General features: G+C 59.8%; 8 protein-coding genes. 4 read left to right on the top strand and 4 right to left on the bottom strand.

The genetic code is table 11. From position 1 onward, the window contains the following. Positions 1 to 39: 39 nt before the first annotated feature. Both IOD40_RS03275 and IOD40_RS03270 read left to right on the top strand, forming a co-directional pair. Entirely contained in the window at positions 40 to 1,266 is a 1,227-nt protein-coding gene (locus tag IOD40_RS03275; protein ID WP_198474318.1) for a lytic murein transglycosylase, read from the top strand. 59 nt (positions 1,267 to 1,325) lie between these two features. Continuing rightward, positions 1,326 to 2,531: an SGNH/GDSL hydrolase family protein gene (locus tag IOD40_RS03270; RefSeq protein ID WP_198474316.1), complete on the top strand. Its 1,206-nt coding sequence runs from the start codon at positions 1,326 to 1,328 to the stop codon at positions 2,529 to 2,531. A gap of 3 nt (positions 2,532 to 2,534) precedes the next feature. On the opposite strand, the gene IOD40_RS03265 is transcribed toward IOD40_RS03270, so the two are convergent. Together IOD40_RS03265 and gltB are read right to left on the bottom strand one after the other, a co-directional pair. Further along, complete coding sequence (locus tag IOD40_RS03265; protein ID WP_198474314.1) at positions 2,535 to 3,992, bottom strand: glutamate synthase subunit beta; 1,458 nt, start codon at positions 3,990 to 3,992, stop codon at positions 2,535 to 2,537. 185 nt (positions 3,993 to 4,177) lie between these two features. Further along, entirely contained in the window at positions 4,178 to 8,884 is a 4,707-nt protein-coding gene (gene gltB / locus IOD40_RS03260) for a glutamate synthase large subunit (protein WP_233713826.1), read from the bottom strand. 355 nt (positions 8,885 to 9,239) lie between these two features. On the opposite strand from gltB, the gene IOD40_RS03255 reads away from it, so the two are divergent. Further along, a complete protein-coding gene (locus IOD40_RS03255) occupies positions 9,240 to 10,289 on the top strand; it encodes a threonine aldolase family protein (RefSeq protein ID WP_198474310.1) in 1,050 nt (349 codons plus the stop codon). A 54-nt stretch (positions 10,290 to 10,343) separates the two neighbouring features. Here the strand turns inward: IOD40_RS03255 and IOD40_RS03250 are convergent, their stop codons facing one another. Next, positions 10,344 to 10,805, bottom strand: a complete 462-nt coding sequence (locus IOD40_RS03250; protein WP_198474308.1) for an Hsp20 family protein — start codon at positions 10,803 to 10,805, stop codon at positions 10,344 to 10,346. Between the two features lie 428 nt (positions 10,806 to 11,233). Here IOD40_RS03250 and IOD40_RS03245 point away from each other — a divergent pair, with 428 nt between their 5' ends. Then, positions 11,234 to 12,178 (top strand): alpha/beta fold hydrolase, encoded by a 945-nt coding sequence (locus tag IOD40_RS03245; protein WP_198474306.1) that lies wholly within the window; start codon positions 11,234 to 11,236, stop codon positions 12,176 to 12,178. Here IOD40_RS03245 and hisN read toward each other — a convergent pair whose 3' ends face one another. Further along, complete coding sequence (gene hisN, locus IOD40_RS03240) at positions 12,179 to 12,958, bottom strand: histidinol-phosphatase (protein ID WP_198474304.1); 780 nt, start codon at positions 12,956 to 12,958, stop codon at positions 12,179 to 12,181. Between the last annotated feature and the right edge of the window lie 62 nt (positions 12,959 to 13,020).

Here is a 13,020-nt window from a genome sequence, read left to right as displayed (position 1 = left end):
GTTCGAAGAATGGGGCAGCCAAGTCAAAAGGAGGCACATATGTTCGCACGCATGAGGGCAAGTCGCTTAGTTACTACCAGCCGCGCGCTGTGTCTCGCATTGTCCCTCACACTCCCCACCTCCGCTGCCTTTGCCGATGCCCAGTTCCAGCGTTGGGTCAGCCAGTTTCGGGCGACCGCACTTAACAGTGGCGTTTCCGCCCAGATCTTCGACCGCGCCTTTGCCGGTGTCACTGCCCCAGACCCTGAAGTGTTGCGTCTTGCGACGAACCAGCCCGAGTTCACCGCGCCCGTCTGGCAATATTTTGACAATCAGGTCAATGAACAATCCATTACAAATGGCCGTCAGATGGCCAAGCAACACCGCCGAACCCTGGATGTGGTCGAAAAGCGGTTCGGCGTCGACCGCAACATCATCCTCGGCATCTGGTCGATAGAGTCTCGATACGGCGAGGCACTGTCCAACCCGAGCGTCGTACGCAACATCGTGACCTCACTCTCAACGCTTGCCTATGCCGACAAGCGCCGGCAAAAATTCGCGCGCCAGCAATTGATCGCTGCCTTGAAGATCGTTCAAAATGGCGATGTGTCGGTCAAGCAGCTGACTGGCTCTTGGGCTGGCGCAATGGGGCATACGCAATTCATCCCCACCAGCTACCAGACCTGGGCTGTCGACCTCGACGGCAACGGCAAACGCGATATCTGGAACTCGATCCCAGACGCGCTCGGATCAGCCGCGAATTTGTTGAAGCAGAATGGCTGGCGCACCGGCCATGCCTGGGGTTACGAGGTCGTGTTGCCCGCCGGCCGCAAGTTCCCCGCAGGCCGAATGACCTTGGCGCAATGGCAGGCAATCGGCGTGGTCCGCGCGAATGGTCAGGCTTACCCACGCCCCAACGACCAGGCCGAATTGAAAGTTCTCGACGGCCGGGAAGGTCCCGCCTTCCTGGTCCTGCATAATTTCAACGTCTTGAAACGCTACAACAGCTCGGACCGATACGCGATTGCGGTTGGACTGCTCGCCGATCAAATTGCCGGACACAATCCACCCCGCCGAGACTGGAACCGGCCATTTACACGTCTGACCTTTGCCGAGACGCAGGAATTGCAGAAGCGCCTGTCCGCTCACGGTTTCTACAATGGCGAGATCGATGGCCGGATCGGATCCGGGTCACGCGAGGCGATCAGGGCGATGCAGGCGCGTCTTGGCATGCCGCAGGACGGTCATCCGAGCAAGGAACTGTTGACGCGGCTCCGGAGGCAGTAGAACCTTAATGCCGCAGGCAGGTAAAAGGCTCTGCCGGCGGCGTTCACAAGGAAGTCTGCATGAAACTGCCCGTCTCCAAATTGCTGCTTCCTCTGCGTCTCCTCTGCATTCTGCTGGCACTTTCGCTTCTGCCAGCGGGCGATTTTTCTCTCGTTGCCCATGCGCACGCCCAGGAACAACGACAAGGTGTCGGCTTGCTGCGCTTCTTGTTCCCGAAGCGGGAGCCGCCGCGTCAGGAACGCGTAGCGCCGCAGCAGAAAAAGCAGCAACGGCGGGCGACAAGCCCGGCAAAAAGCCGTGTGCCTGCAGCGCCCCCTCCGCCCCCCGCCATAGAGAAGGCCGAGAATGCCAAGCGTATCCTTGTAATCGGCGATTTCATCGCGTCGGGACTGGCAGACGGCCTGACGACAGCCTACGCGCAAAACCCCGATGTCGTGGTGATTGATCGCGCCAACGGCTCATCTGGTCTGGTGCGCGACGACCATTATGACTGGCCCGGGAATGTAGCGGCTGTCATCGATGAAAACCGCCCGGTAGCGGTCGTCGTGATGATCGGAGCAAATGACCGTCAGCAGATCGCCAGCGGCGGGAAGCGACTGGATCTGCGCTCAGACGAATGGACTGCAGAATACGAGCGCCGCGTTGCCGCTCTTACAAAGGCCATTCGGGACAAGAACCTGCCGCTGTTCTGGGTTGGTAACCTGCCCTTCAAGTCACCCTCCATGTCCTCGGACATGGTCGTCTTCAACGATATATACCGCCGGATCGTGACGGAAGCTGGTGGTGAGTATGTTGATGTATGGGATGGATTTGTTGACGAAACAGGGAGCTTTGCTGCCGCTGGTCCCGACATGAATGGGCAGCCCGCGCAGTTGCGCGCTAGCGATGGCATTAACGTGACCCGACAAGGCCGCCGCAAGATCGCTTTCTATCTCGAAAAGCCGCTTGCGCGGCTGCTTGGGCTCGGAGACGCGCAACCAGAAGCCGGATTGCCACTTTCCGATGGCGAACTATCGACGGAACCTCAAGAGACGACACCTGCCGTAATTGATCGCACTGCACCAATGCCTATCATTGATCTTTCAGGCGACGGCGATGTTCTTTTGGGCGCATCGTTCAAACGCGATGCACGGGAAGCAACGACCGATGCAGAACGTCTGAGACTTGAGGGGATTGGCCCGGCACCACAAAAGGGACGCGCCGACGATTTCCTCCTGCCCCGCAATTTGCCGATGTCGCGCGAGACGACATCGGCACTTCCTTAATCATCAGCGAGGCAGAACCGTCTCGCCCATCAGGGCAAGGTCGATCGCGTGCGCGGCCTGACGGCCTTCGCGAATGGCCCAGACGACAAGCGACTGCCCACGACGCACGTCGCCAGCGACGTAGAGGCCCTCAATGTTCGTCTTGTAGTCGCGATCATTGGCAACGACGTTGGTCGAGCGACGTGCATCGGTCGTCAGTTCGAGCTTGCCATCGAGTTCCTTGACGACGCCGCCTGCGATCGGACCGGCAAAGCCTATCGCGATGAAGGCAAGATCAGCCTTGATGACGAACTCCGAGCCTTCGATCGGCTTGCGCTTCTCGTCGACTTCGCAGCACTTCACGCCAGTCAGGTTGCCGTCTTCGTCGCCGGTGAACTCGAGCGTCGCGACCTGGAACTCGCGCTTTGCGCCTTCCGCCTGCGAGGACGAGGTGCGCATCTTGGTTGCCCAGTACGGCCAGACCGCGAGCTTGTCTTCCTTTTCCGGCGGCTGCGGACGGATGTCGAGCTGCGTGACGCGCACTGCACCCTGACGGAATGCCGTGCCGACGCAGTCCGATGCCGTATCACCACCACCAACGACGACGACGTGCTTGCCACCCGCGAGGATGGCATCTGCCGGCCAAGCGACCGACTGGATGTCTTCGTTGCCAACGCGGCGGTTCTGCTGAACCAGATACGGCATCGCATCGTGCACGCCGTTGAACTCAGCACCCGGGATACCAGCCGGGCGCGGCGTTTCCGAACCACCGCAGTAGAGGACTGCATCATATTCGGCGAGCAGCTCTTCGACGGTCTTGTCGACACCGACATTGACGCCGCAGTGGAAGGTCACGCCTTCGCCCTGCATCTGCGTCACGCGCGCATCGATGTACTTCTTCTCCATCTTGAAGTCGGGAATGCCGTAGCGAAGGAGACCGCCCGGTTTCGTTTCGCGCTCATAGACGTGCACGCCGTGACCAACGCGGCCAAGCTGCTGCGCAGCCGCCATGCCCGACGGACCCGATCCGATGATCGCGATCTTCTTGTCGGTCTTGGTCGCAGCTGGCTGAGGAGCCAGATGGCCGGTGTCGTAAGCCTTGTCGGCGATTGCCTGCTCGACGGTCTTGATCGCAACCGGAATGTCTTCAAGGTTCAGCGTGCACGCTTCCTCGCACGGCGCCGGGCAGACGCGACCGGTCCATTCGGGGAAGTTGTTGGTCGAGTGGAGGTTGCGGATCGCACCGTCCCAATCGCCGTTGTAGACGAGATCGTTCCAGTCGGGGATCTGGTTGTGGATCGGGCAGCCGGTCGGCCCATGGCAGAACGGAATGCCGCAATCCATGCAGCGTGCCGCCTGCTTTTCGACTTCAGGCTGCGACATCGGGAGCGTGAACTCACGATAGTGGCGAATGCGATCCGATGCCGGCTGGTACTTGTGAACCTGCCGGTCGATTTCGAGAAAACCCGTTACCTTACCCATTTAGTCACCTCGGACTTGCGTTCGACCCTGGGAAATTTTGCGCCAAAGGTCGTGCGTAAATGTCAATCGAAGCCGGAGACGTCTCCGGTGTGGAGGGCCGCTGAAGCGCGGCCCCGTCGATCAGCGCGGACGCGCCCCAGGTTTGAGTGCGGGTGGAACGCCCGTAGGAAAGATAGCGAGCTGGATCATGCCGCAGCCGCTCCACTGCGCAGACGTTCCATTTCGAGCAGCGCCCGGCGGTATTCGACCGGCATGACCTTCCTGAACATCGGACGGTAAATTGCCCAATCGTCGAGGATCGCCTTGGCACGTGTCGAGCCTGTGTGGTGCAGGTGGTTCGAGATCAACTGAACCAGACGCTCTTCGTCATGACGGGTCATATCGCCCGACACGTCGACGCGGCCCATGTAGGCGATGTCGCCACCATGGTGGTGCAGCTTTTCGAGGATGTCATCCTCTTCCGGAACCGGCTCGAGCTCAACCATCGCCATGTTGCAACGGCTTGCGAAGTCGCCTGCCTCATCGAGGACATAGGCAACACCGCCCGACATGCCTGCTGCGAAGTTGCGGCCGGTCGGACCCAGAACCACGACAACACCGCCGGTCATGTATTCGCAACCGTGATCGCCAACGCCTTCGACGACTGCAACCGCGCCCGAGTTACGGACCGCAAAGCGCTCACCAGCAACGCCGCGGAAGTAGCACTCGCCTTCGGTCGCACCGTAAAGAACGGTGTTGCCGACGATGATGGACTCTTCCGGAACGATCCTTGTGTTTTCCGGCGGACGAACCACGATGCGGCCACCCGACAGCCCCTTGCCGACATAGTCATTGCCATCACCTATGAGGGTCAAGGAAATGCCGCGTGCGAGGAAGGCGCCGAACGACTGGCCAGCTGTACCGGTCAGCTTGACCGAAATGGTGTCGTCGCGCAGGCCCTTGTGGCCAAAGCGCTTGGCAACTTCACCCGACAGCATCGCACCGGCGGAGCGATCGACGTTCACAATCGGAACTTCGATCTCGACCTTCTGGCGCGCTGTCAGAGCGGCCTCGGCCTGAGCGATCAGCTTGCGATCGAGCACGTCGTCGATCGGGTGCACCTGACGCTCAGTCCAGTAGATCTCTTCCTTGGCAGCCTGCGGCTTGTGGAACAGGCGGTCGAAGTCGAGGCCGCGTGCCTTCCAATGGTCGACCATCTCGCTCTTTTCGAGTAGATCGCTTTCGCCGATGATCTCGTCGAGGTTGCGGTAACCCATGGCTGCGAGCAGCGCGCGCACTTCTTCTGCAACGTAGAAGAAGTAGTTGATGACGTGCTCGGGCGTACCCTTGAAGCGCTGGCGCAGAACCGGGTCCTGCGTTGCGACGCCCACCGGGCAGGTGTTCAGGTGGCACTTGCGCATCATGATGCAGCCAGCCGCGATCAGCGGAGCCGTCGAGAAACCGAACTCGTCAGCACCCAGAAGCGCGCCAACAATCACGTCGCGACCGGTACGCAGACCACCATCGACCTGAAGCGCGATACGCGAACGAAGGCCGTTGAGAACCAGCGTCTGGTGCGTTTCGGCAAGACCGATTTCCCACGGGCTGCCAGCATGCTTCAGCGAGGTCATCGGCGAAGCGCCGGTGCCACCGTCGTAACCGGAGACGGTGATGTGGTCTGCACGTGCCTTGGCAACGCCAGCAGCAACCGTACCAACGCCTACTTCCGACACCAGCTTGACCGACACATCTGCAGCCGGATTGACGTTCTTCAGGTCGTAGATCAGCTGAGCCAGATCTTCGATCGAGTAGATGTCATGGTGGGGCGGCGGCGAGATGAGGCCAACGCCCTGCGTCGAGTGACGGGTCTTTGCGATCGTCGCATCGACCTTGTGACCGGGAAGCTGACCGCCTTCGCCGGGCTTTGCACCCTGCGCGACCTTGATTTGCATCATGTCGGAGTTGACGAGGTACTCGGCCGTGACACCGAAGCGTCCCGACGCGACCTGCTTGATCGCCGAACGTTCCGGATTTGCCGAGCCATCCGGCAGCGGCATGTAACGATCCGCCTCTTCGCCACCCTCACCCGTGTTCGACTTGCCGCCAATGCGGTTCATCGCGATGGCGAGCGTCGAGTGCGCTTCGCGGCTGATCGAGCCGAACGACATTGCACCCGTCGAGAAGCGCTTGACGATCTCGGCAACCGGCTCGACCTCTTCCAGCGGAACAGGCTTGCGACCCGTCTCTTCGGCCAGCTTGATGTGGAACAAGCCACGGATCTGCTTGGCACGAGCATTCTCGCCGTCGATCTGCGCGGAGAACTCCTTGAAAGTCTCCCACGAGCCCTTGCGCACAGCGTGCTGCAGGCTTGCGACTGCATCCGGCGTCCACATGTGGGCTTCGCCACGCATGCGGTAGGAATATTCGCCACCGACTTCGAGCGCGTTCTTCAGCACCGGATCGTCGCCAAAGGCGTCGCGGTGACGACGAACGGTTTCAGCGCACATCTGCTCGAGGCCAATGCCTTCGATGGTCGTCGCCGTGCCGGTGAAGAACTTGTCGACGAACTCCTGCGACAGGCCAACGGCGTCAAAGATCTGCGCGCCGCAATAGGACTGGTAGGTCGAGATGCCCATCTTGGACATGACCTTGAGGATGCCCTTGCCGATCGACTTGATGTAGCGGGTAACAACCTCGTCCTTGTCGACTTCCGGCGGGAACTGCCCCTTGGCGTACATGTCCTGCAGAGTGTCGAACGCGAGATACGGATTGATCGCCTCGGCGCCAAAACCTGCAAGGCAGCAGAAGTGATGCACTTCACGCGGCTCGCCCGATTCAACGACCAGACCAACCGACGTGCGTAGACCCTTGCGGATCAAATGGTGATGCACGGCTGCCGTTGCGATTAGCGTCGGGATGTCGATGCGATCCGGCCCGATCTGGCGATCCGACAGGATGATGATGTTGTAGCCACCGGCAACTGCTGCTTCTGCGCGTTCGCACAGACGCTCGATTGCTGCCGGCATGCCTTCCGAGCCTTCCGACGCCGAATAGGTGATGTCGATCGTCTTCGTGTCAAAACGGTCTTCGGTATGACCGATCGAACGGATCTTTTCGAGATCCGCGTTGGTCAGGATCGGCTGGCGAACTTCCAGGCGCTTGCGGCGTGAGGAGCCAACGAGATCGAAGATGTTAGGACGCGGGCCGATGAACGAGACAAGGCTCATCACCAGCTCTTCACGGATCGGATCGATCGGCGGGTTGGTAACCTGCGCGAAGTTCTGCTTGAAATAATCGTAAAGCAGCTTCGGCTTGTCCGACATCGCTGCAATCGGCGTATCGGTGCCCATCGAACCGACAGCTTCCTGCGCAGTCGTCGCCATCGGCGACATCAGGAGCTTGAGGTCTTCCTGGGTGTAGCCAAACGCCTGCTGGCGATCGAGCAGCGACACGTCACGGCGCAGTTCGCGCGGCGCAACCGGCTTCTGATCCTCGAGGATCAGCTGGGTGTTCTTGAGCCACTGCGAATACGGGTGCTTGCCAGCGATCTCGGACTTGATCTCATCGTCGGAAACGATGCGGCCCTGTTCAAGATCGATCAAAAGCATGCGGCCCGGCTGCAGACGCCACTTCTTGACGATGCGCTCTTCTGGAACCGAGAAGGCACCAGCTTCCGACGCCATGATGACGCGGTCGTCGTCGGTGACGACGTAGCGCGCCGGACGCAGACCATTACGATCCAGCGTTGCACCGATCTGGCGGCCGTCGGTGAACGCGACAGCGGCAGGACCGTCCCACGGCTCCATCAGGGCAGCGTGATATTCGTAAAATGCCTTGCGGTCGGCAGGCATGGTCTTGTTGCCGGCCCAGGCTTCCGGGATCAGCATCATCATCGCATGCGCGAGCGAGTAGCCGCCCTGCCACAGGAATTCGAGCGCGTTGTCGAAGCAAGCCGTATCGGACTGGCCTTCGTACGAAATTGGCCAGAGCTTGGCGATGTCGTTGCCGAACAGCTCGGAATCGACCGACGCCTGACGTGCAGCCATCCAGTTGACGTTGCCGCGCAGCGTGTTGATCTCGCCGTTATGCGCGACCATGCGGTACGGGTGCGCCAGCTTCCACGACGGGAAGGTGTTGGTCGAGAAGCGCTGGTGAACCAGGATCAGCGCGCTTTCAAAGCGCGGATCTGAAAGGTCCTGGTAGTAGGCGCCGACCTGATAGGCGAGGAACATGCCCTTGTAGACGATGGTGCGCGACGACAACGACACCGTGTAGGCACCTTCATCACGCCCGCCAGCTTCGGCAAACAGACGTGCCGAAACCACCTTACGCAGAATGAAAAGACGGCGTTCGAACTCTTCCTGCGTTGCAACGCTCGCGCTGCGCTCGATGAACACCTGACGGTGCACCGGCTCGCTGGCTGCGATGTCGGGGGCTTTTGACAGAGAAGCGTTGTCGACCGGAACGTCGCGGAAGCCAAGCAGTGTCTGGCCTTCCTGAGCAACGACTTCGGCAATGATCTCTTCCACACGGGCACGCGCAGCATCGTCGCGCGGCATGAAGATGTGGCCGATGGCGTAGTAGCCAACCTCTGGCAGGGTGACGCCCTGCCTGGCCATTTCTTCACGGAAGAAGCGATCTGGAATCTGGACGAGTACGCCGGCTCCGTCACCCATCAACGGGTCCGCGCCAACTGCGCCTCGGTGTGTCAGGTTTTCGAGCATTGCAAGCCCGTCCCTGACGATCTGGTGCGACTTCGCACCCTTTATGTTCGCAATGAAGCCTACGCCGCAGGCATCGTGTTCTTTTCTCGAATTGTAGAGGCCGCGCAGTTCAGCTTCCTTTCGGATCGCCGGGTTGGACTGCGCGGCTAGCGATCGTGCTGGCGTCACATATGGAATGGTCTGGGGCATTTGCCTCATTCTCCCTAGTCCCCTGAAAATTGGGGGGCTTTCGTTGTATCGATCTGTGCGAGCACAGCCGGTCACGAAGGTCAGAAATTATCGACGAGCTGAGCGCGAGATCTCTGGAACCATTATACGCGACACCGGATGCTTCGCTGCATGATTAATAAGACAGCAGTGCTGTCCTAAATTCCTATGACACAAGCGAAAAACACGCACAAGACGGAAAGAAAGCCAAACGCGCATTTTTTGGCAACTTTGTTGCTTGCCTGCAGGGCAGCTTGAACTTTTCTGATTTCGCTTGCGGCACGAACACGTCGAAGCCAAAGTCCCGCCCCAACCTGTAAACGGAATGCGACGTAAAATGTTCTTCGCTTCAGACAATTGGGCGGGTGCTCACCCCGCCATTGCCGAAAACCTCACCCGCCATGCCCCAGGCTTTGCGAGCGCCTATGGCACCAGCGATCTTGACCAGGCTGTCGAGCGAACTTTTTGCGAGATATTCGAGCGTGAGGTCGCTGTCTTCTTCGTCGCAACCGGTACCGCCGCCAATTCGCTGTCGGCAGCCGCTCTGGCGCGACCCGGCGGGATCATGCTCTCCCACCGCGACGCGCACATGATTACCGATGAGGGCGGCGCTCCGGAATTTCTCACCGGCGGTTTGCGTATGGCAGGCGTGGGCGGCAGCGGTGGCAAGATAGATGTCGCGGAACTTGCCTCCGCTATCAATTGCTACCCCGAAGGCGCGGTCCATTCCGGTCAGCTCGCCGGTATCTCGCTTACACAGGCCACCGAGATCGGATCAGTCTATACGCTTAAAGAGATCGACGCGATCTGTGATCTTGCCAAACAGCACGCCCTGCCCGTTCACATGGACGGCGCGCGCTTCGCCAACGCACTGGTGAAGCTGGCGACAACACCAGCTGAGATGACGTGGAAGCGTGGGATCAATGTGCTTTCGTTTGGCGGGACCAAGAACGGCTGCTGGTGCGCTGAGGCCGTGATTTTCATGAACCCGGAGCAGACAAAGGATTTTCCCTACATCCGCAAGCGCTCGGCACAGCTTTTCTCAAAGTCACGGTTCATCGCCGCGCAGTTTGAAGCCTACTTCAAGGATGATTTATGGCTCACAAGTGCCCGGCATGCGAACACCATGGCAAGCCGGCTCGCCGAAAGGATTAACGTCTCAAAGAACGCCCGCCTCGCCTGGCCGGTGGATGCGAACGAGTTGTTCCCGATTGTCCGTCGCGAGGCTGTCGAACGACTCCAGCGCGAAGGAGCAGCATTTTACCCTTGGCCAACGCCATTGGAGCTCATCGACAGGATCGGGCCTGATGAGACTCTCACGCGACTGGTCACGAGCTTTGCAACGTCAGAGCAAGAAATAGATCAGTTTGCAGACCTGCTCGGCTGAGCAAACAAAAGCGGCGCCCGAGGGCGCCGCAGTCAAGCTTGAAACAGAGGCGAATTAGGCTGCTTTCGCCTCGATCTGCGGGGTGGTCGACCGCGCGGCTGCAATATCAATACGGCGCGGCTTCATCTCCTCTGGAATATTCCGCTTCAGGGAGATGTGCAGAAGGCCATTCTTAAGTTCCGCCCCATTCACCTCCACATGGTCGGCGAGCTGGAAGCGACGCTCGAAGGCGCGCGCAGCGATGCCGCGATGCAGGAATTCGGTGCCTTCCGACTGGTCGTCAGTCTTCTCGCCCTTAATGGTGAGCACGTTGCGGTGTGCCTCGATCGAAAGATCCTCTTCCGAGAAGCCCGCGACTGCCATCGAGATGCGGTAAGCATCTTCAGCGGTGCGCTCAATATTGTAGGGCGGATAGCTCTGGCCGCTGTCCGGCTGTCCGAGCGAGTCGAGCATTGTGAAAAGGCGATCGAAACCAACAGTCGAGCGATAGAGCGGCGAAAAATCAACGTGACGCATAGTTCTGTTCTCCGGTTGAGCAACAAGTTTCGCGTATGGCCAGCCTGAAATCCGTCTTGGCATTTCGCTGTGGCCAGCGGCCCCGTCATCAGCGACCGCACACAACATCTGGTAATTGCAAACCCGCGTTTCAAGTCCTCGCAATCTTGATGAACGCGGGATGAACCGTCGTGTCGGCTGACGTTCAGCTGCCTGCAGATATGCTTGGTCCCAACATCGAACAGACGGCCTCCTCCAGTCGCCGTCATCGAAGCGAGCCGGGTGTCCCGTCCCTTCCGCCCGGATCGTCAGAAGGCCGGAAGTTGCAAACAGCGCTTCCGGCCTACCCTTTCCCTGGTGGGTACGAGCGCGCGAAATCTCTTTGCAATTCGCCCGCCCGGTTCCTATCACGAAGCATGCATTTCTCGCACGGGACGGAATCGCAAAACATGGATGGAAGCCTGTTCGAGACGCCGGACAATCCCATACCCGCCGGCGCGGTGAGCGGCATGATCGAAATGCCGGAGGGCAAGCGGCTTCGTTACGCCCGTTTCCCGGCTGCAGCGCGTCCCCTACAGGGTACCGTCGTCATCATTCCAGGCAGAAATGACTGCATCGAGCGATTTTTCGAAACGGTCCAGGACCTGAGCGACCGCGGATTTGGTGTCGCGACGTTCGATCTGCGCGGACAGGGCGGGTCTGACCGTCTGTTGCGGGATCCATATCGCGGCTACATTGCCGATTTCGCGCATTATGCAGGCGACATAGGACCATTCTTCGAACAGATCGTTTTGCCCGACTGCCGAGGTCCCTACTATCTTCTGGCGCATTCAACAGGTGCGCTGGTTTCACTGCTTGCCTGCCGCCACCTTTACAACCGCATCGAACGGATGGTGCTGCTGGCACCGCTGCTTGGCTTCCCCGGACGCTCATTTGCGATGCGAAAGGCAGCTCCAATTTCAAGCTTCCTGCATGCTGCAGGCTTGGGAACGATGTATGTTCACGGCGGGAAGCCTGGCGGCGTACAGGCCTTTCAAGGGAACCCACTCACCAGCGATCGACGGCGCTACGACCGGAACTGCGGCATCGCCACAGCTTATCCAGACCTGTGCATCGGTGGGGTGACAGCGAGTTGGGCGCGTGCCGCGTCCAAGGCGATGGCCGCAGTCAACAGCCCGGACTTTTTAACAGAGATCCGCATCCCGATGCTCCTGATCGGCGCTGGACAGGACAGTGTCGTCAGCACTTCGGCAATCGAGGAGTATGCGCGCAAACTGCGTACCGGCGCTCTGATCATGATCGATGGCGCGCGCCACGAGCTTCTCCAGGAAGCAGACTTCTACCGCGAGCAAGTGCTCGCGGCATTTGACGCATTCATCCCCGGAAGCAATTGATCAGCGGGCGTTCAGGATCTTCATGGCTGCTTCGTGAAGCGCAGGCGTCGCGGCGGCCACAATATCGCCGGCCGCTTCCGCAGGCTTGCCATCCCAGGTCGTGATGACGCCGCCAGCCTTCTCGATGATCGGGATCATCGCGGTGATGTCATAGCTTTGCAGCCCCGTCTCCACCACGAGGTCGACAGATCCCGAGGCAAGCATGGCATAGGCGTAGCAATCGGTACCGTAGCGCGCGAGCCTGACTGACTGCTCAAGCGCTCCGTACACGTCGCCTCGCCAGCCGGTGAACATTGCAGGGGTCGTCGTGCAAAGCGTCGCCTCGGCGAGATCGGTGGTCTGACGTGTCGAAAGTGTCCGGCTTCCATCGGGACCCGTGTACTGGCTCGATGATTCATCGGCCCAAAAGAGCTCGCCCGTGAAGGGCTGCGACATCATCCCCGCAACCGCATCGCCATTGTCGGTCAAGCCGACCAGCGTTCCCCAAAGGGGAATGCCCGAGATGAACGCCCTCGTGCCATCAATGGGATCGATCACCCACTGGAAGCGCGCATCCTCGTTTTCGCGTCCAAATTCTTCACCGATAATGCCATGGTCGGGAAATGCGTCGCGAATCAGCGCCCGGATAGCCTGCTCGGCTTCTCGGTCGGCCTCGGTTACCGGGTCAAAGCCACTCGCCAGCTTGTTAGCTGAAACAAGACCTGCCTGGCGGAAACGCGGCAGTGTCTGTTCTGCGGCTGCAGCCGCGATCTGCTGCATGAATTCCGCTTCGATTCTCATTTCGATCTCCCTGAAAGGCGCCGTGAGCCTGTCGCATAAATTTCAGTCTCTGGCCAACTTCG

The organism is Aquamicrobium zhengzhouense (assembly GCF_016124105.1).
GTDB lineage: Bacteria > Pseudomonadota > Alphaproteobacteria > Rhizobiales > Rhizobiaceae > Aerobium > Aerobium zhengzhouense.
Note: the sequence above shows the minus strand (reverse complement) of the source record. Positions and strands in the feature narration are given on the sequence as shown.